We start from the raw sequence: 19,730 nt of genomic DNA, 5'->3' as shown, positions 1-19,730 counted from the left end.
GCTCGCGTTTTTCGCTCCGTCCGTCGGCTCGGCGGTTTCGAGGCTGCTCATGGTTCGTACCGGTCGAGTCGCCCGACCGCGTCTCGGAACGCGTACCAGCCCGCGCCGAGTCCGAGAAGCGCCGTCGCGGCGACGGCGACCGTCATGGCCGTCGAGAGAGACATCGAACCGCTCTCGATGGCGGCGGTCGCGGCGATAGCCGGCATCCCGATGAGCGCGACGACCGCGGAGAACGCCGAGAGCGCGCCGAGCGGGGGGAGTCCGACGCCCCGCGAGCCGGTCGCCGCGTCCGTCGGCGAAAGCCGAAGACCGGCCGCGAGCGACACGACGGGCGCCATCGCACCCAGTATCGAGCCGACGAGCGCCGCGCCGACGCAGGCCGCCGGGGAAGCGCCAATCGCGAGCGCGGTTCCGAGTCCGGCCGCCGCCGACAGCGCGGTCCCCGGAACGGCCGCCGACAGCGCGTAGCCCGTCACGACTCGTTCGCGCCCGTGGGGTGCCGTGAGCGTGAGCGGGAGCGCGGTGCCTTCGGTGCCGAGCGGGTCGAGCGTCACTCCCGCGCCCGTCGCGACCGCGACGTACGTCGCGACGACGGCCGGAAGTGCGGTCGGGAGCGTCTCGACGACCACGAGACCCACCCCCGCGGTGGCACCGACGACGAGTCCGCTGAACAGTAGTGCGCGCGGTTCGCGCCACAGTCGGAGCCACACGACGCGGGCGACGGCGGCCGTCGGCCGCGAGGCGACGCGGGAGACGAGGCGGCCGCCGGCGACCCGAAGCCGGGTTACGATTGCCGGGTCTCCCCGCGTTTCCCCTGCCTTTCCAGCGTCCGCCCGTTGATAGTCAGTTATCCGGCGCGCCGTGGCGATTCCGAGCCACCACGCGACCGGCGTCCCGACGAGGGCGGCGACGGCGCGGCCGCCCGAGGCACCGACGCCCGCGCCGACGAGCGCGAGGTCGGCGTACCAACCGACCGGGAGCCCGCTCAGGAGCGCGAAGGACGACCGGGTTCGAACGAACGCGAAGCCCACGACCGAGACCAAGAGCGCGCCGAGGAGGAGCCGGTGCCGTCGCACTCGCGGATAGTGACGGAACGCCAATCGGACTCCCAGCGCGACCGGGAACGTCACCGCGACGGCCGTCGCGACCAGCGCCGCGACGGCTACGAGCGTAGTCACGGCCGTCGTCGGTGACGCCGCCCCGGCGGCGAACGCGACGCCACCGGCGACGCCCACGACGCCGACGAGCCGGCCGGCGAACGCGAGCTGGTCGAGGAGCTCCGCGGTGAAAAACGCCGTCGGGGAGAGCGCGAGACGCCGGTGGTCAGTCCGTTCGTCGTCCTCTCGTTGGGCCGTTCTCACGAGCACACCGTAGCAGGTCGCGACTGCTAACAGTCCCGACAGCCCGCGCGCGGTGCCGAGCGCGCCGACACCCCTCCCATCCGCAACGGCGACGCCGGCGGCGTACGCACCCGAGTCGCTCCAGACCGCCTCGTAGCCGGAGACCGGGAGTCGACCGACGACCGCGAGGAGTGCGAACGAGACGGCGGCGAGATAGAGCACAGACACCATCGGGCGGTCGCGCGCTCGTCGGACCCCGCGGAGGGCGCGGACGCGAACGACGTGTCCGACCTGCCGAACCATCGTCTCCATCGGTCACTCGCTCCGGCCCTCGGTCATCTCCAAGAAGGCGGCTTCGAGCCCTTCCGATTCCCCGTCGCGCTGCGCTTCGCGTTTCACCGCGTCCAGCGGTCCCTCGGTGACGAGTCGTCCGTCCTGAATGACGCCGACTCGGTCCGCGAGCGCCTCGACGACGGTGAGCAGGTGCGACGAGAGGAACACGGTGGTCTCGTCGTCGGCCAGGTCTTCGATGACGCGGCGCATCGTCCGCGCCGACCGCGGGTCCAGTCCGGACGTCGGCTCGTCGAGAAACACGACGTCGGGGTCGTGCAAGAGTATCTGAATGAGTCCGACGCGCTTTCGCATCCCGCGGGAGTACTCTCCGAGGCGGCGGTCGGCGTCGTCGGACAGGTCGAATCGGTCGAGAAGCGCCGAAACCCGTTCGCGAATCGTCTCGGCGGGCAGGTCGCGGATGCCGCCCGCGTACCGCAACTGCTCGCGCGCGGTGAGTTCGTCGTACAGCGGCGGAACGTCCGGCAGAAACCCGATTCGACTCGTCACCGACGCCCTGTCCTCGATGGACGCCCCGGCGACGCGCGCGCGACCGCTCGTCGGCGCCGTCAGCGTCGTGAGCATGCGCATCGTCGTCGTCTTCCCCGCACCGTTCGGACCGAGGAATCCGTAGACGCTCCCCGACTCCACTCGGAGAGACAGCCCTGTGACTGCGACGGTGTCGCCGTACTCCTTCCGGAGCGACTCGGTCTCGATTGCTAGCGGCACATCATGTTCACCGAGTGTCACGATATTCAACCTGTCTCCTCGCCCGCGCTCAGTCCGACTGGCTCCCCTGGACGTTCCCGGTCGGGTCCCACAGGAGGTCGACCGCTCCCCCGACGCCGAGAAGAACCAACAGCACCGGGAGGTCCGTCGGCGCGCCGACCGCGTAGGCGGCGACGCCGATGACGCCGAGCGGGACCGCGGCGAGGCGCTCGACGTTCGGAACCCGGTGGAACAACAGCCCCGTCACCGCGTACCCCGTCAGCGAGGCGAGGAGCAGCGCTTGCACGGGGTCGTGACCGCCGACGGTGGCCCGAACGGTCAGGCCGCCTAAGACGACGGCGAGGAGGGAAAACAGCAGTACGCGGGGTCGCTCGATAGCGGTGATGGACACGTCGGTCGCTTGTGTCCGGAAGGAAATAACACTTCACGGATAGGTGCGCGAGGCCGACAGGGTCCCCGTCGCACTCGCTCGTCGGCCGCCTATATCGAGACGGTGAGCGTCTCGTCGACGCCGGCGAGTCCCGAGACGGTGAGCGTCGCCTCCCGTCGGCCGGTCGCTTCGACCTCGATGCAGACGCCGAACGAGGTCTTCATCCCGGCGACGACGCTCTGGACGCTCGCGCCGATGTCGCTGCTCGTATCGAGCGCGCAGACGCCGATGCCCTCGCCGCGGCGGAGTTCGGACAGGAAGTTCGAGTTCAACAGCCGGTAGACCGAGCGCACGTCGTCGACGGCCTCGCAGATGGACGAACAGAGGAAGATTCCCGACCGGAACCGGGCGGTCTCCTGTTGGGACTCCGAGAGGAGCATCGAGTAGCTCATCCCGAGTTTCGTGAGGTCGGCGAGGTCACTTATCGGTTCGACGCCCTCGCCGGTCGCTCCGGTGGCGGCGAGAACAGACGAGCGCGAACGGGCACCCCGCACTTGTCGGTCGAGCGCGCGGCGAACCGAACGCCCGCCGTCGTCGGTCGCCAAGACGACGCTTCGCTCGTCTTCTTCCGCGGCGACCAGTCGATAGAACACCGATTCGAGCGCGTCCGAGTCGTCCCCGACGAGGAGGATGCTCGTCCCGCTGTCGATTCCGTCCGGTGCGATGTCGCCGGCGCTGAACGGCTCCGCGGTCGAGAGGCTCACTGGCCGACCTCCGCCGGCGCGGCGCGGGATTCGAGAACGGACTGCCGCAGTTCGAGAACTTCCATCGCGGTCTCGGCGAACTGCTGGAGTTCGCGGCGCTCCTCGGCGTCGTAGGTCCGGACGACGTCGTCGATGAGACACACTTGGCCGATGACGTGCCCGTCCGGCGTGGTCATGTTCGCGCCGGCGTACGAGCGGATACCGAGGTTCGAGAGATGGGGATTCTCGCTGAACCGCTTGTCCTCGCGGATGTCTTCGACGACCATCACGTCCTCCTGGAGCATGCTGTGGGTACAGATGGTGTCTTCGCGGGTCAGTCGGTCCCAGTCGCCGCCGTGGCACGCGACGATGTCCTCCGCCTCCGCCTCGACGAGGCCGATGAACGCGATGGCCGTCCCGAAGTGGCTCGCTATCAGGTCGGTGAGTCTGTCGAAGCTCTCTTGGATGGGCAGTTCGTCGATGTCGTAGGACGCGAGCGCGTCGAGGCGCTCTTCTTCGTCGTCGGGCTTGAGGAAGCCCACCTGTGCGCTGTGATTGATAACGTCGTCGACGACGTACGTCAGTCGGTCGCGCGCGTCCGGCAGGTCGCGGTTGATGTACTCCAAGAGCACCTCCTCGAAGGAGGCGGTGTCTATCGCTCCGGGCGACACGTCGGTGAACAACACGCAGGGCGTTTGCGGCGCGGTTTCACGGATTGCGCGGGCGATTTCGAGCCCGCTCCCGTCGTCGAGTTCGTATCCGGTCACGACGCAGACGACAGCGCGCTCGTCGAGCGCCGTGCGGGCGGCTTCGACGGTCGTCGCTTCGACTGCCTCGAACGTCTCTTCGGCATCGATTGCGGCGGCGACCGAGGAGACTCGGTCGGCGTTATCGACGCACAGAATTGTCCGACTCATCTGTACTCGACCTGCGACTGACCGGGTAAAGCTCTGTGTACCAAATTATCATATCAGATAGTTACCGTCGGCGGGACGGTTTCAGCGGAGGCTGGAGCCGGCGCTCGCCATTGCGGGCATTCGGCCGCCGAGACGGATTTCATATCGTCGTAATTGGTTTATCGTGGTTCGCTCCCGCCCGCGAACCAATATCTTCAACAACGACTACCACGGATTCGACCCCATGAGCGACCTCGAAATCCAGCGCGAATGCCCGGCTTGCGGCAACGACACGTTCTACCTCGCCGCCAGCATGGAGATTCACCTCGGCACGAAGACGAAGTGGCACTGCACGGAGTGCGACTACGGCTACATCCACATCACGGACGACATCGAGACGTACGCGAAAGCGGAAGCGTAAGCCGCGAAAAAGAGGTTTTCTCGTTATTCGTCGTCGCCGAGCGCCTGCCACGAGAGTCGCGGGTTCCGCGCGGCGGACACCTGGTCGATGCGGCGGGCGCTGGTCTTCGTGGGCGCGGTTTCGAGCGCCTCGTCGGAGTCGGCGTACGCCGCGTTGAAGGCGTGTGCGAGGTCGTCGAGCGACGCCTTGTCCTCGACTTCCGTCGGCTCCGTGAGCATCGCCTGCGAGACGAGTTCGGGCCACTTCGTCGTCGGCGGGTGGACGCCGTAGTCGAGCATGCGCTTCGCCACGTCGGCGGCGTCGCGGTCGCCCGAGGTCGCCGCGAACTCGTGGTGGAACGGCCCGTACGGGACTTCGAGGTCTATCTGCGAGGCGAGGTAGTTCGCGTTGAGGACGGCCTTGGCGCTGGCGTCCGCGAGGCCGGCGTCGCCGAGGCGGGCGATGTAGGCGTACGCCTTCACGAGGACGAGCCAGTTGCCGGCGAAGCCGTGGACCTTGCCGATAGACGACTCGGGTTCGTACTGCTCGTAGCCGGCGGCCGTCTCGCGGACCATCGGACTCGGGAGGAACTCCGCGAGCTCTTCGACCACGCCGACCGGGCCCGCACCGGGGCCGCCGCCGCCGTGGGGCGTGGCGAACGTCTTGTGGACGTTGTAGTGCATGATGTCGAAGCCCATGTCGCCGGGGCGGGCGCGGCCGAGCAGCGCGTTGAGGTTCGCGCCGTCGTAGTACAGCAGGCCGCCCGCGTCGTGGACCATCTCGGCGATGTCGACGATGTCGCGCTCGAACAGCCCGAGCGTGTTGGGGTTCGTGAGCATGAGCGCGGCCGTCTCCTCGGAGATGGCGGCGTCGAGCGCCTCCATGTCGACGCGGCCGTCGTCGTCGGACGGGAGTTCGACCACGTCGTAGCCGGCCATCGCGGCCGACGCGAAGTTCGTCCCGTGGGCCGACGAGGGGATGATAATCTCCGAGCGGTCGTCGTCGCGCGACTCGTGGTAGGCCTTGGCGACGAGGATGCCCGTGAACTCGCCCGCTGCGCCCGCCGGGGGCTGGAGCGTCACGGCGTCCATGCCGCCGATGTCAGCGAGGTACTCCTGCAGGCCGTGCAGGAGGCCGAGCGTCCCCTGAATCGTCCGGTCGGAGCGGTCGGGGTGCACCCCGGCGTTGGGGTCCGCGGCCACGTCCTCCGTGAACGAGGGGTTGTACTTCATCGTACACGACCCCAGCGGGTACGGTCCGAGTTCGACGCTGTAGTTCATCTGCGACAGGCGCGTGTAGTGGCGCGCCAGTTGCGGCTCAGACAGCGCCGGCAGCGTCAGTTCGTCGCGGGTCAGGTCGTCGGGGAGGACGCCCTCGGAATCGACCTCGACGGTCGTGCTGTCCTTCTCGGACAGGAGCGGTTCGTACTCGTCGTCGCGGCTGAATCGGGCTTGGTCGAAGTTCATCAGATGACCTCCTCGAAGGCCGCGACCAGTCCGTCCGCGGCGTCGGCGTTCGCGTCGGTGATACAGACCTGCAGGCGGTGGTCGTCGAGGGCGTGGACCGCGAAGCCGCGGCCCGCGAGGTCGTTCGTGATGGCGGGCGCGGGCTGGTCCGTCCGGACGACGAACTCGCGGAAGTGGTGGCGGTCGTAGAGCGGGGCCTTGACGCCCGAAAGCTCGTCCAACCGGGCCGCGAGGTCGCGGGCGTCGGTGACGGCCCGCTCGGCGAGGTCGACGAGGCGGTCGGGGCCGAGCCACGCCATGTGCATGGCGGTGCGGAGCGCGACCCACGCCTGATTCGTACAGATGTTCGAGGTCGCACGCTCCTTGCGGATGTGCTGTTCGCGGGTCTGGAGCGTCAGCGTGAACGCCCGCATATCCGCGCTGTCCTCGGAGACGCCGACGAGCCGGCCGGGGACCTGCCGGAGGTACTCCTCGCGGGTGGCGAAGATACCGAGGCCCATGCCGTAGGACGTTCCGAGGCCGAGCGCGCCGGCCTCGCCGACGACCACGTCGGCACCGACGCTCGCGGGCTCTTCGAGCAGGGCGAGCGCAACGAGGTCGCTTCCGAGACAGAACAGCGCGTCGTTGTCGTGGGCGAGGTCGCCGATGTCGGCGAGTCGCTCCTCGATGACGCCGCGGACCGTCGGGGTCTCGGCGTAGACCATCACGGTCTCGTCGTCGACGAGGTCCGCGAGGGCCTCGACGTCGACCGCGCCGTCGTCCATCGGGTACTCGCCGATTTCCATCTCCGCGCCGTCGAGGTAGTTCTCCAAGACGCCGAGACGGCCCTCGTGGAGGTGTTCGGGGACGAGCACGCGGTGGCCGCTCGCGCCGCGGCGGAGGCGGTTCGCGAGGAGCGCGGCCTCGGCGAGCGCCGTCGCGGCGTCGTACATCGAGCAGTTGGCGACCGGGAGCCCGGTCAGTTCGACCAGCATCGACTGGTACTCGAACAGCACCTGCAGGAAGCCCTGCGCGATTTCGGGCTGGTACTGCGTGTACGAGGTGAGGAACTCGGAGCGCCGCGAGAGGTCGTCGACCAGCGCCGGCACGTAGTGAGCGTGGTGGCCGCGGCCGAGGAACTCCGTCAGCTCCTCGTTGCGCGAGAACAGGTCGGCCATGGCGTTCCTGAGTTCCTGTTCGTCGGTGCCGGGGACGCCGAACTCGCCGTCGAAGCGGACCTCATCGGGAATGTCGAAGAGGGCTTCCGCGCTGTCGACGCCGACGGCGTTCAGCATCGCTTCCTCGTCGGCGTCGGTGTGTGGGGCGTACGGGCTTCCGACCCGCCGTCCGTTTCCAGCCGTCATCTCACTCCGTCTGCTCGCGGTACTCCTCGGGAGAGAGGAGGTCGTCGAACTCGCTCGCGTCGGCCGGTTCGACTTCGAGCATCCAGCCGTCGCCGTAGGGGTCGTCGTTGAGGAGTTCCGGGGCGTCGAACAGCTCCTCGTTGACGGCCGTGACCGTGCCCGAGATGGGGGCGTAGAGGTCCGAGACGGCCTTGATGCTCTCGACCACGCCGAACTCCTCGCCGGCGGCGAGTTCGTCGCCCTCGGCGGGGAGTTCGACGAAGACGACGTCGCCCAGTTCGTCCTGCGCGAAGTCGGAGATGCCGATTTTGACGGCGTCGCCCTCGGTGGTGGTCCATTCGTGCGATTCCAGGTACTTCCGGTCGTCAGGGATTTCGAACATTGTCAGTTGATGAAGGGAGGTGTCACGATTACTGCGCGCTTCTCGCGGCCGCGGACGAGCACCGAAATCTCGGTCTCGTCGTCGGCGTACTCGACGGGGACGTAGCCGAGGCCGATGGGCTCCGACAGCGTCGGGCTCATCGTCCCGCTCGTCACGACGCCGATGACCTCGCCGTCCGCGTCGGCGATGTCGTAGCCGTGTCGGGGAACGCCGCGGTCGAGGAGGGCGAAGCCGACGAACGTCTCGTCGACGCCGGCCTCGGACTGCTGTTCGAGGGCGTCGCGGCCCACGAACTCGGTGTCGAGCTTGACGACGAAGCCGATGCCGGCCTCGTAGGGGGTCCGGGGCTCAGTCTCGGGGTCGAAGTCCTGTCCCGAGAGCAGGTAGCCCATCTCCAGTCGGAGCGTGTCGCGGGAGCCGAGCCCGCAGGGGGTCGCGTCGAGCGCCGACCAGACGGTCTCGGCGTCGTCCCACGGACAGAGGACCTCGAAGCCGTCTTCGCCGGTGTAGCCCGTCCGGGCAACCCAGCACTCGACGCCCGCCACGTCGGCGAACGTCGCTTGGAACTTCGAGAGGTCGCCGAGGGCGGCGTCGGGCGCGGCGTCGGTGGCCGAATCGAGAGCGTCCGGGCCCTGTACCGCGAACATCGCCCAGTCCTCGGTCACGTCTTCGACGGTGGCGTCGAGGTCCCAGTCGTCGCGGAACGAGGTCCAGCGGTCGTACATCTCCTCGTCGTGGCCGGCGTTCGGGATGAAGAGGTAGACCCGCTCGTCGCGGTCGGGGAGTCGGTAGACGACGGTGTCGTCGATGATGACGCCCTCGTCGTTCACGATGGCCGAGTACTGCGAATCACCCGGTTCGAGGGCCGTCACGTCGTTCGTCGTCAGGCGCTGCATCAGCGCGGTCGCGTCCGGGCCGGACACCTCGAGTTCGCTCATGTGCGAAACGTCGAAGATGCCGACCGATTCTCGGACGGCCACGTGTTCGGCCTTGATGGAGTCGTACTCCACAGGCATGTCCCATCCGCCGAACTCGGTAAACGTCGCCCCGGCGTCCGCGTGGACGTCGTACAACGGCGGCTTGCGAAGGCCCATACAGGCCCCTGCGAACTGCGATAAGTAATGCTTTGGTATCTGTTCGCTCGGTCTGTTCATTATCTTGCATTAATCGGGGTCGAGTTGCGGGGGTAAACACCACGAACCCGCAACCAGGTGGCGAAATCTGCCGTCCGGGAGCGGTCGCGGCCTGGACGGCGCTCGGAGCGATAAACCGACTACTACGATACAGAACTCCGAAACGGAGTTGCGACGCGCCGCGAGGTCGCTATCCGCGTCGTACTGGGCGGTGACAGAGAGTCAGAAAAGCGGAGGCCACCGGGGTCGCTGCCGCCTGTCCGCGAGGACGGTCAGTCGTCCGCGACGGCGGCCGTGGTCGGCGTCTCTGGTTCCGGGCGCGCTTCGACCTGTTCGGACGCCGGCGTCCACGTCAGTTCCTCCTCGTAGTGGAAGGCGCGGTGGTCCTGCGTCGGGTCGACGACCGTCAGCGAGAGCCAGTCGTTGTCGAGCAGTTCGGTCAGTTCCGCGTGGTCGGCCAGCACGTCAGAGACGCGGTCGACCGGCGCGTGGATAATCGTCGAGAGGCGGAGCGGCTGGTGGTACGGCCTGTCGTCAGCGGCCATCAGCGACTGGAGCGGGAGTCCGGTCATCAGGTCGCCGCCGTTGCCCTGGTAGACGCCGACGTTGCCGACGGGGTTCTGGGTCACCTTCGACCCGCTCCCGTAGACGGCGTTGTCGACCGTCGAGAAGTAGTACTGGGCGTTAATCCACTGCGTGACGACCATCGGGCCCGTCAGAATCGCTTCGAGCGCGTCGCCGTCGGGGTCCGTCGAGTGGTTGTACGAGTGGAGGAACGCGCGGCCGTCGAGGTCGAGGTCGCTCGTCAGTTCGCGGGGGCCGATGACGAAGCCGGCGTTGCCGGCCAGTCCCCACTCGGGACGCGTCTCGGCCCAGTCGGCGGCGCGGCGCTCGGTCTCCCTGACGCCCGCGGAGCCGTCGGCTCCCATCGACTCGGCGCGCTCGGCGGTCGCGTTCTCCCGGGCGACCGCGAGGTCCGCGCGCAGCTGGTCGAGGCCGTCGGCGTGGCTCTCGGGCACGTCGCCGTCGAACAGGTCGATTTCGTCGGTCGTCGTGTTGTGTTCGCCGGCGACGAACACCGTGTCCTCGGGGATGTCGAACCCGCGGTCGCGGAGTTCGGCTTTGACGGTCTCGTCGTTGCAGATTGCCGCGAGGACGCGGGCGTTCGGTCCGCCGGGGTTGCCGGCGCAGGCACCGCAGTCCAGACTCGAATCGAACGGGTTGTTCGCCGTCTCGCTGGCGTGGCCGGTGAACACGACGAGGCGACCGAACTCCTCCCAGCCCATCAGTCCGAAGGCGTTCGCGGCGTACTCGACTTTCTCCTCGTCGGTCAGCCCCACCGGGAGGTCGCCGACGTAGGAGTGCTGCCGGTGGACGGCCTGGTCGCAGAACTCGTGGTTGTCGGGGACCGCGTCGTCGGCGGTTCCCAGCAGGTCGGAGACGCGCCCGGGGACGAGCGTGCGGGCCGCGAGGGCCAGTCCGTACCCGCTTCCGGCGCTCTCGACGAAGCCGAAGGCGGTAGCGGGGTTGGTCTTCAGCGACTCGATGACTTCGCCCGCGGTCTCGCGGAAGCGCGACCAGCGGTCGTGGCTCGCCTTCGTCTCCGTGTCGGTCGGGACCTCGGAGACGTGGTGCTGCGGGTCGAGAATCGGGGGACAGGCGTCGACCGCCACCTCGGCGTCGTAGCCCTGGTACTCCATCGGGATGCCGAAGAAGCCGGCGTAGCCGTGGGTCTCGTAGTCGCCCGTGTCCTCGATGTGGCGGCGGATGACCTCGGAGCGCGTGTCGATACAGAAGACCAACTGCGCGTCCGGGCGACCGGCGGAGCCGCTGTCGTCGAGGGCCTCGCTCTCGGCGGCGACGCGGTCGACGACCTCGCCGCGGTAACTCGCCTCCCACGCGCTCAGGAACGCGTCGGCGAGTTCGTCGGTCGCATCGGCCTCGCCGCGTTCGGGACCGGTCGACGGCTCGACATCGACGCCGAACGCGTCGAGGAGCGCGAGACGTGCCGCGAGGTAGCCTTCGAGCGTAATCGGGTGCGTGGACTGCCACTCGCCGCCGTCGGCGGCGCGTTGCTTGATGAAGCCGGTCCAGCCGGGGAGCGCGGCGAGTTGCTCCTCGAATATCGGGACCCACTGGCTCTGGGGATACGACTCCAGCGCGGCCTCGACGGTTTCGACCGGCGACTCGGGTAGGTCGGCGACGATTCCGTCGTCGGGAATCTGCCCGTCGTACGCGGCCATCGACCGGAAGGCGCTGTAGAACCCGTCTTCGCGGTTCGGCATCGGCCAGTGGGCCTGTCCCTCGTCGAGGAACGCCGACAGCCACTTCGTCAGCACGCGGTCGACCCGCGCGGTGTCGGCGTCAGTCTCGGCGTCCGAGGGCTCCGACTCGACGCCGGCGTCCATGCGCTCCAGCAGCGTTTCGGGGTCGTCGTCGTAGCCGCGCTCGGCCAGTTCCGAGGCGAGCGCGTCGGGGTCGATTTGCCCGTCGTCGAGGGCCGCCCGGAACGTCTCGGGGGTCGGGTAGCCGCGACCGCCGACGAGGTCAGCGGCCTGGGTGACGGCCTCGTGGAACGGCATGTCTTCGAACCCCGAAAGCGGGTTGGCCGTCACGAACGAGTGAATCGGCCAGACCGAACCGACGGTCGTCGCCGCTTTGTCGATGCTGTCTTCGATGGTGTGTTCAGTACTCATTGTAGTCCTCCGTGGCGGTCAGCACGGTGCTGGAGGCGGGTTGGCTCGCGTTCAACAGCGCGACGTAGAGGCGGTGGCTGCGCTCGTGGACGCCGAGTTCTATCGCGGCGTAGACGACGAGGAAGACGCCGGCGACGAGCGCGTGGAGCGCGGTCAGTTCGGCCGGTGCCTCGACGACCGGCAGGCCGGACAGGAGGCTCGAAACCGCCTCGTAGGCGAGCGCGTAGACGGTGATTGCCGGCAAGAAGACGAGCGGGACCGCGCCGTAGCGGACTGTCGTCGGAAGCGAGGCGTGCGCGACGACGTTGCGGGCCGCGTGCAGCGTGGTGAGCACGACGAACGTCACGAGCAGGAGCCCGCTGTCGAGGTGCGTTCCCTTCCCGGTGAGCGCCGCGAACAGCGCGCCGCCGGCCAGCCCGGTCGCCAGGACGACGACCGCGCCCGCGACACCGGTCTCGTGGGCGCCGTGGTCCGTCGGGGCGGTGTGTTCGACCGCCGCGCCCGCGCTGAGGAAGTGGTACGCCTTGTAGAAGCCGTGCAGGATGAGGTGGGTGATGGCGGCTCCGAAGAAGCCGAGGCCGGCCTGCATAATCATGAAGCCCATCTGTCCGATGGTCGAACAGCCGAGTTCGCTCTTGACGTCCGACTGGACGTTCTTGAGCAGCTTTCCGAGGAGGGCGCTCGTCGCGCCGACGGCCACGATGCCGAGCATGAGCGTGGCGTCGAGAGTCACGACCGGGGCGAACCGAAGCAGCAGGATGCCGCCCGCGTTGACGAACCCGGCGTGCATCAGCGCGGAGGCGGGCGTCGGGGCGGTCATCGACGAGAGGAGCCAGCCGTGGAACGGGACGAGCGCGGACTGAATCATCGCCGCGAGGACGAGCGCGACACAGGCGAGAAGCCACACCGGCCCGCCGAGCCCGTCGGCGCTCGCGGCGATGCCGGAGACCGTCGTCGCGCCGGTCGCCCACCAGAGGGCCGCGAGCGCGACGCCGAGGAACGCGCTACTGGCGAGGAAGTACCTGCGAGCGACGCTCGCGGCGGCCTGCGCTTGATTCCAGCCGTCGATGATGCCGATGAGTTTCGCCATTGCCAGTCCCATCGTCAACCAGAGCAGCCAGAACAGCGCGACGTGGTCGGCCGCGACGAGTCCCATCACGGCGACCGTGAAGCCGAACACGGTGGCGAAGAAGCTCGTCTCGTGGCGACTGCCGGCCATGTAGCGGCGCGAGTAGCTGTGGACGATGCCGCTGAAGAACGTCACGACCACCCACAGCAGCACGGTCAGGCCGTCGACGGCGACGACGCCGGGAACCTCCCACGCGCCGCCGAGTCGGACTCGGGCGAAGAGCACGGCGACGCTCGCGGCGAACAGTGCCCACACGAGCTTCGTTAGTGCGACGGGCGCGAGTGGCGAGTCCGCCACCGCGTCCGGGAGTGCTCCGACCGTCGGTTTCGAGCTGTGTCCTGACATCGTTCGATTCGTCGTTGACCAGAACGGTCACCGGAACGCGTTCGGCGTCCGATACTGGTCGTCCTTACACCCATCCGAGAACAGATTGTCTATTAAATCTACCTACATTCACAAATCGTTCGCAAATTAGCCATTATAGAACATTATGGTTTTGCGAGTACGGGACGACTCGAACAGCCGGCCCTGGAGAGGCAAAATCGGCTTAGAACGCTCTTTTGGACCCTCGTATCGTACTATCCGCCCGTTCGACGACCGAGTGTCGGCGACGATTTACAGGGGCGACGTTCCGCGACGACCCGCGACTGCGGTCGCTCGTCGGGCTCGGTGACCGATTCGTGAACGCTCCGTTCGATTCGTGAACGACTCGTTCGTCGCGAGGATATCGTGCGCGCGCCCGCTCAGGAGTCGTTTTCGGCGTGTCTCTCGGCGTCGAACTTCCCGAACGGCGTCGTCTCGTGCGTGCGGACGAGCACCTCGTCGGCGACGGTGAGTCCCATATCGAGGAGTTCCTGCGCGATAGACGTGATGTCGCCGTCCGTCTCGCCGACGGCGGTGACGAGGAGGTTCTGTTCGCCGGTGACCAGCTCTTGGACGGCCACGACCCCGTCCATCTCCAGAATCTCGGGGACGAGTTCGCCCCGCTTGGGAATCGAGGCGGTGCAGTAGAGCAGCATTCGGAGGGGATAGCCCGACTTCCCATAGTCGACGCTCGCGCTGTAGCCCTTGACGACGCCGTCGGATTCGAGCCGCTGGATGCGCTTGCGGACGGTGCTGTCCGAGGTTCCCGTTCGCTTCGCGATGTCGCCGGACGACATGTTTCGCGCGTCCTCTTGGAGCGCGTACAGAATCGCCTTGTCCACGTCGTCGATATCCTCGCCAGCCATGCCACTACCTCGGGGTGGAGAGCACTTTATCCTTTGATATTGTTCGGACGGTGGTCCGCGCGGTACCCGACGTCCGTCGTCTCCGGGGGTAGATTTATTACCCATCCGATACAATTAGTTACTATGATTGTTGTAAAAGATAACACCGACGTGTCCGACGCTCACGAGCAGTCCGTTCGCCGCACGGCCACCTTCGCCGACATGGCCGCCGCGATGCGCGGGTTCTGAGTGGTTCGTCGGGGTTCGGTTCTCCTCTCGGTTCGCCCGACTGCGCCGCGACATGACTGATTTCCTGAGTTTTCGCGTCCCCTGATAACCCGTTTCCTCGACTCGTCCGAACCGGCGCGAGACGCGCTTCGAGCCGGGAAAACGGATTTACCTTTGGGTGTCATATTCTACCAAACTGGGCGACACCGCCCTGATACCCATGGCAGACAAACCACACCAGAACCTAGCCATCATCGGACACGTCGACCACGGGAAATCCACGCTCGTCGGCCGGCTCCTGTTCGAGACAGGCAGCGTCCCGGAACACATCATCGAACAGCACCGCGAGGAGGCGGCGTCCAAGGGGAAGTCGGGCTTCGAGTTCGCCTACGTGATGGACAACCTCGCCGAGGAGCGCGAACGCGGCGTCACCATCGACATCGCCCACCAGCGCTTCGACACGGACAAGTACTACTTCACCATCGTGGACACGCCCGGCCACCGCGACTTCGTGAAGAACATGATTACGGGCGCGTCGCAGGCCGACCACGCGATTCTCGTCGTCGCCGCCGACGACGGCGTCGCGCCGCAGACCCGCGAGCACGTCTTCCTCGCTCGAACGCTCGGCATCGAGGAACTCATCATCGCGGTCAACAAGATGGACGTCGTCGACTACAGCGAGGACTCCTACAAGCAGGTCAAAGAGGAGGTCCAACAGCTCCTGAACCAGGTACGGTTCAACTCCGACGACGCCGGTTTCATCCCCATCTCGGCGTTCGAGGGCGACAACATCTCCGAGCCCTCGGAGAACATGCCGTGGTTCGACGGGCCGACCGTACTGGAGTCACTCAACAACCTCCCAGAGCCGTCGCCGCCGACGGACGCGCCGCTTCGCGTCCCGATTCAGGACGTGTACACCATCTCCGGCATCGGGACAGTCCCGGTCGGCCGCGTCGAGACGGGGATTCTCAAGACCGGCGACAACGTCCGGTTCATGCCCTCTGACGCGGGTGGCGAGGTGAAGACCATCGAGATGCACCACGAGGAGGTCCCGGAGGCGGGCCCCGGCGACAACGTCGGCTTCAACGTCCGCGGCGTCGGCAAGGACGACATCCGCCGCGGCGACGTCTGCGGCCCGGCCGACGACCCGCCGTCGGTCGCCAAGACGTTCAAGGCGCAAATCGTGGTCATGCAACACCCGTCGGTCATCACCGCGGGCTACACGCCGGTCATCCACGCGCACACGGCGCAGGTCGCCTGTACGTTCGAGTCGCTCGACCAGAAGCTCGACCCCGCGTCGGGCGAGGTCGCAGAGGAAGAGCCGGACTTCATCAAGGCCGGCGACGCCGCCGTCGTCACGCTGCGTCCCCAGAAGCCGCTCAGCATCGAACCGTCGTCAGAAATCGCCGAACTCGGGAGCTTCGCCATCCGCGACATGGGACAGACCATCGCGGCCGGCAAAGTCCTCGAAGTCTACGAGTAGCGCCCGGTTTCGACCACCGTTTTTCGTCCCACCGCCGCGACAGCGGTCGGGCCGTCTGCGCGGAGGTCGGCCGACCGATTGGTCACAAACCGCGTGTGAGCGTCCGCGGCCCGCGGCGTCACTCGTTAGCGCCGGGGTAGAGCGCCGACACCTGCCAGACGTTCGCGCGAACGCCGGCCCGCTCGATGTCCATCCGCACGCGGTCGCCGGCGTGGTGGTTCGCGAGGTAGTCGCGGAAGGTGCTGTTCTCGTAGGAGGTGACGTGGTACGTCGAGCCGTTGTCGCCGCGGAGGGTCGCCGCACCGTGGTCGTTTACCTCGTTTACGATTGTGAACGTATTCGAATTATTTCTGGACGCTGTCTCGGACATACTCCATTATATGTTAATGAGATACATAAAACCCGGCGACGCGTTTAGTAAATCATTATAAACTACATCGTGATTGTTTCCCACGGGAAACCGTTCGCTCGCCGTCGGTCGGTTTTCGGAGAATGGCCCGCGTCCGGTGGTCGATTCGACGCGCCGTGCGCCGGCTGTTGGGTTGCGACCGGCGTGGGACGTGACGCGACACGGCCACGCTATCGAGCGCGGGTGGGTCGTCGAAACGAATCGTGTCGCGTGAGTACGGCTTCTCGAATCGGGGACGGGGCGCAGTCGTCATAGGAAGTGGAGCCAATTAACGGAATGGCTTGATATATCCGGTTTGATTAGTCACCCGCGTCGCCGCGGACGCCCCGGCGCACGTCGACGTAGTAGTCGCGGAGCAGGTCCCGGCCGATTCGAAGCGGCGTCTCCGGACCCACGTCCTCGTCGAGCACCGCGGTCACGGTCCGCCGTTCCCCCGCGAGTTCGACCACGATATCCACCCGCGGGGGCGCGCCGTCGTCAACCACGTCCGGCGGCTCGGTACCGAGGTCGGCCGCCAACCGGGGGTCGATTCGCGTCGTCGACGCGGCGGTGTCGATGCGCGCGAGTACCGCTTTCGACCCGCTGACGCCGGTGACGGTCACGCGCTCCGCGTGGCCGACGACGGGGACCCGCTCGTCGCGGATTCCCGAAGGGGCGTCTGCCGGTCGCGTCCCGTCGAGAGAGCGCTCGACCCGTTCGACGAGCGCCGGGTCGACGCGCCCGCCGGCGCGCTCGATTGCGAGGCGGGCGATGGCCGCCGCGGGCGACCGACCGGTGGCGCGGAAGAGCCCGCGGAACCCCGCCGTCGGGTTGACTTCGAGGACGACCCAGCCGTCGTCGCTCTCGATGAGGTCGACGCCGGCGTAGTCGAGACCGAGCGCCCTCGCCGCCCGGAGCGCCGTTCCCGCGGCCTCCGGCGGGAGTTCCTCCGTCGCGTCCTCGACGTCGCCGCCGAGCGCGACGTTCGTGCGCCAGTCGCCCGCCGGGGCGTAGCGGTACATCGCGCCGACGACCTCGTCGTCGACGATATAGATTCGGAGGTCGCGGTGGCGTTCGCTCGCGTCGACGTACTCCTGAATGAACGCTCGCCGGCCGTCGACGGTCGCCGAGACGGCCCGGTCGTGGTCGACCAGCCACGTCCCCCCGCCGTTGGTCCCGACGGCAGTCTTGTAGACGACCGGCGTCCCGAACCCCTCTCGCGCGGCGTTCAGCCTGGCGTCCGCGGTGGCCATGTACGTGTGCGGCACCGGGACGCCCGCGGCGGCCAGCCTGCTCCCCGTCGCGTGTTTGTGGACGGCGAAGAGGACGCTCCGCGGGTCGTTGAGCACGGGTCGAACGGCGGCGTAGCAACTGGCGATAGAGAGGTCTTCGAGCGGGCTCGTCGACTTCGACAGCAGGAGCCGGTTGACCACCACGTCGACGTCGGGGTCGAGCGCGACGCCCGACGGCGACACGTCGATGCCGACCGCCTCCTCGTGCAACCAGACGGCCTCGTGGCCGAGCGCCCTGACCGCGTTGCTGATGGCTTTCGTCTCCCTGCTGTCGTGGAATCCCAGAATCCCCACGGTGACCGTCGGTTCGTCCCCACCCATAGGTGAGACTACGCGTTCCGGTCGCATCAGCGCATCGCGAGGTTCCGCAGAACCGGAATGTGACGCCGCGCGACGCGTCGCGGGCGCGGCGGTCACCTGCTCATGAAGTCGGCTATCGGTTCGGTCCCGCCACCGAGTCGGCGGTCGCGGTTACTCCTTTTCCGTGACGGTCACGGTGTAGCTGCCGCCGCCGGAGTAGCTGTCGACCAGCACCGAGAGGTCGGCCGACGTGTCGGGGTCGTCGATGACGATCTGCTCTTCGCTGTCCGTGGTCCACGAGCGGTAGTCGTACGACCCGGTCGTGGGGCACGTCCCCGAGCCCTCGTTGACGTAGAGGTCGAAGTCGGCGCTCGACGGCCCGCTGAGGTCGACGACGACCTGCGACGGCGAGCCGTACTCCCACGCGTAGCTCCAGCAGTCGGAGTCGGCCGACGACGACAGCGAGTCGTCGATGGTCGAGGTGGTCGAGTCGCCGCCACCGCCGCCACCGCCGCCGCCGCTTCCCGGCTCGGTCGTGACGGCGTTCGCGGCGTCGACGCGGCCCGCTCCCTGTTCGTTCTCGGAGAGGCCGACGTCGACCGCGGTGTTCTTGAGCTGGCTCCGCAGGTCGGCCGGCGAGAGGTCGTAGACGGCGAGCGTGAGCCCGGCGACCCCCGAGACCACCGGCGTCGCCATCGACGTGCCGGAGATCTCCTTGTACTCGGTGTCGGTCGTCCAACACGAGAGGACGTTCGTCCCCGGCGCGGCGAGGTCGATGTCGGTGCCGTAGTTCGAGTACGACGCCAGCGTCTCGTCGGGGTCGAGCGCGGAGACGGCGACGCACTCGCTGTAGGCGGCGGGGTACGACACGCTCCCGCTCCCGTCGTTGCCGGCGGCGGCGACGACGAGGCTCCCCTGCTGGGTCGCGTACGACACGGCGTTCTTCATCGTGGACGTGTAACCGCCCCCGCCGAGCGAGAGGTTGATGACGTCCGCGCCCTGGTCCGCGGCCCACTCGATGGCGTCGGCGATGTCGCTCGTCGAGCCGCTGCCGGACTCGGAGAGCGCCCGCCCCGAGAGGAGCGAGGAGTCGCTGATACCGCCGATGCCCTCGCTGTTGTCGGTGGTGCCGGCGGCGATGCCGGCGACGTGGGTTCCGTGGTACTCGTCGGCGAGCACGTCCGGATACGGGTCGCCGTCGGCGTCGACGAAGTCCTGGCCCTTGTCGGAGCCGAACTGCGCCGAGAGGTCGGGGTGGTCGTACTTGACTCCCTGGTCGACCACGGCGACGGTCACGTCGGCGCTGCCGAGCGTGGTGTCCCACGCGGTGTCGGCGTTCACCTGCTGGGGCGCGTACTGACTGCCGTACTGCGGGTCGTTCGTCGTGTAGAGCGCCTGGTGGGTGACGTTCTTCTCCGCGTACTTCACCTCGTCGCGCTTCGTGACCGCCGAGATGAAGTTCTCGCGGGCGCGGTCGGCGGCGACCGACGGGAACTTGACCGCCACGTAACTGAGGGTCTTGTTCTCGTGGACGACCGTCGCGTTGCCGGGGACGTGCTTTTCCACGGCCTTGCGCGGACTGTCGGCCGTCTTCGAGACGCCGACGAGAATCTCTTCTTTCTTCGGCCCGGGGGACCGACCGGGCGTCGCGGTGGTCACGCCTGCCGCGCCGGTCAACCCGGCGGCCGCGGCGAGCTTCAGGAAGGTTCGTCTGTCGAAGTTCGGTGTGCCTGCCATGGGCACACATGACTCGGGAGACCGTGGCAATATTTGTTAGCTTGACTGAAATTTCAATTTCAGCCTGTTCTTCAAAGGGGATTCGGAACGAATCCGTAAACCAAAATAAATCCTCGACAGATTCCCGAATCGTCGTT

General features: G+C 67.6%; 17 protein-coding genes. 2 read left to right on the top strand and 15 right to left on the bottom strand.

Annotation, left to right across the window (positions count from 1 at the left end; genetic code table 11):
• Positions 1–47: 47 nt before the first annotated feature.
• The 5 genes from C454_RS10310 to C454_RS10290 all read right to left on the bottom strand — a co-directional run bounded on the left by C454_RS10310 (position 48) and on the right by C454_RS10290 (position 4,429).
• Positions 48–1,652 carry a hypothetical protein gene (locus tag C454_RS10310; protein ID WP_004975300.1) on the bottom strand — a complete coding sequence of 535 codons (1,605 nt, stop codon included), beginning with the start codon at positions 1,650–1,652 and terminating at the stop codon, positions 48–50.
• Between the two features lie 3 nt (positions 1,653–1,655).
• Positions 1,656–2,399, bottom strand: a complete 744-nt coding sequence (locus C454_RS10305; RefSeq protein ID WP_004975297.1) for an ABC transporter ATP-binding protein — start codon at positions 2,397–2,399, stop codon at positions 1,656–1,658.
• 49 nt (positions 2,400–2,448) lie between these two features.
• Complete coding sequence (locus C454_RS10300) at positions 2,449–2,790, bottom strand: hypothetical protein (RefSeq protein ID WP_004975295.1); 342 nt, start codon at positions 2,788–2,790, stop codon at positions 2,449–2,451.
• 89 nt (positions 2,791–2,879) lie between these two features.
• The gene (locus C454_RS10295; protein WP_004975293.1) at positions 2,880–3,533 is read right to left on the bottom strand and encodes a DUF7504 family protein; all 654 of its coding nucleotides are present in this window, start codon (positions 3,531–3,533) and stop codon (positions 2,880–2,882) included.
• The gene (locus C454_RS10290; RefSeq protein WP_004975290.1) at positions 3,530–4,429 is read right to left on the bottom strand and encodes a GAF domain-containing protein; all 900 of its coding nucleotides are present in this window, start codon (positions 4,427–4,429) and stop codon (positions 3,530–3,532) included. Before C454_RS10290 ends, C454_RS10295 begins: the two co-directional genes overlap by 4 nt.
• A 223-nt stretch (positions 4,430–4,652) precedes the next feature.
• On the opposite strand from C454_RS10290, the gene C454_RS20735 reads away from it, so the two are divergent.
• Positions 4,653–4,829, top strand: a complete 177-nt coding sequence (locus tag C454_RS20735; RefSeq protein WP_004969725.1) for a DUF7838 family putative zinc beta-ribbon protein — start codon at positions 4,653–4,655, stop codon at positions 4,827–4,829.
• 23 nt (positions 4,830–4,852) lie between these two features.
• On the opposite strand, the gene gcvPB is transcribed toward C454_RS20735, so the two are convergent.
• The 7 genes from gcvPB to C454_RS10250 all read right to left on the bottom strand — a co-directional run bounded on the left by gcvPB (position 4,853) and on the right by C454_RS10250 (position 14,186).
• The gene (gcvPB, locus tag C454_RS10280; protein WP_004975284.1) at positions 4,853–6,274 is read right to left on the bottom strand and encodes an aminomethyl-transferring glycine dehydrogenase subunit GcvPB; all 1,422 of its coding nucleotides are present in this window, start codon (positions 6,272–6,274) and stop codon (positions 4,853–4,855) included.
• Positions 6,274–7,617 (bottom strand): aminomethyl-transferring glycine dehydrogenase subunit GcvPA, encoded by a 1,344-nt coding sequence (gene gcvPA, locus C454_RS10275; RefSeq protein WP_049905084.1) that lies wholly within the window; start codon positions 7,615–7,617, stop codon positions 6,274–6,276. The genes gcvPB and gcvPA overlap by 1 nt, the downstream gene beginning before the upstream one ends.
• Before the next feature lies 1 nt (position 7,618).
• On the bottom strand, positions 7,619–7,999 hold the full coding sequence (gene gcvH, locus C454_RS10270) for a glycine cleavage system protein GcvH (protein WP_004975279.1): 381 nt from the start codon (positions 7,997–7,999) through the stop codon (positions 7,619–7,621).
• Between the two features lie 2 nt (positions 8,000–8,001).
• On the bottom strand, positions 8,002–9,093 hold the full coding sequence (gene gcvT / locus C454_RS10265) for a glycine cleavage system aminomethyltransferase GcvT (RefSeq protein WP_004975276.1): 1,092 nt from the start codon (positions 9,091–9,093) through the stop codon (positions 8,002–8,004).
• Positions 9,094–9,404: 311 nt separating this feature from the next.
• Positions 9,405–11,828: a DUF2309 domain-containing protein gene (locus C454_RS10260; RefSeq protein WP_004975274.1), complete on the bottom strand. Its 2,424-nt coding sequence runs from the start codon at positions 11,826–11,828 to the stop codon at positions 9,405–9,407.
• Positions 11,818–13,302: a proton-conducting transporter transmembrane domain-containing protein gene (locus C454_RS10255; protein WP_004975273.1), complete on the bottom strand. Its 1,485-nt coding sequence runs from the start codon at positions 13,300–13,302 to the stop codon at positions 11,818–11,820. The genes C454_RS10260 and C454_RS10255 overlap by 11 nt, the downstream gene beginning before the upstream one ends.
• A 398-nt stretch (positions 13,303–13,700) precedes the next feature.
• Positions 13,701–14,186 (bottom strand): Lrp/AsnC family transcriptional regulator, encoded by a 486-nt coding sequence (locus tag C454_RS10250; protein WP_004975272.1) that lies wholly within the window; start codon positions 14,184–14,186, stop codon positions 13,701–13,703.
• 427 nt (positions 14,187–14,613) lie between these two features.
• Here C454_RS10250 and tuf point away from each other — a divergent pair, with 427 nt between their 5' ends.
• Complete coding sequence (gene tuf / locus C454_RS10245; RefSeq protein WP_004975270.1) at positions 14,614–15,876, top strand: translation elongation factor EF-1 subunit alpha; 1,263 nt, start codon at positions 14,614–14,616, stop codon at positions 15,874–15,876.
• Between the two features lie 118 nt (positions 15,877–15,994).
• Here the strand turns inward: tuf and C454_RS10240 are convergent, their stop codons facing one another.
• The 3 genes from C454_RS10240 to C454_RS10230 form a co-directional block, all read right to left on the bottom strand.
• Positions 15,995–16,246: a hypothetical protein gene (locus C454_RS10240; protein WP_004975269.1), complete on the bottom strand. Its 252-nt coding sequence runs from the start codon at positions 16,244–16,246 to the stop codon at positions 15,995–15,997.
• A gap of 338 nt (positions 16,247–16,584) precedes the next feature.
• Positions 16,585–17,877: an ATP-grasp domain-containing protein gene (locus tag C454_RS10235; protein WP_004975267.1), complete on the bottom strand. Its 1,293-nt coding sequence runs from the start codon at positions 17,875–17,877 to the stop codon at positions 16,585–16,587.
• Between the two features lie 150 nt (positions 17,878–18,027).
• Entirely contained in the window at positions 18,028–19,593 is a 1,566-nt protein-coding gene (locus C454_RS10230; RefSeq protein WP_004975265.1) for a S8 family peptidase, read from the bottom strand.
• Positions 19,594–19,730: the final 137 nt, after the last annotated feature.

The organism is Haloferax gibbonsii ATCC 33959 (genome assembly GCF_000336775.1).
Classification (GTDB): Archaea; Halobacteriota; Halobacteria; order Halobacteriales; family Haloferacaceae; genus Haloferax; species Haloferax gibbonsii.
Note: the sequence above shows the minus strand (reverse complement) of the source record. Positions and strands in the feature narration are given on the sequence as shown.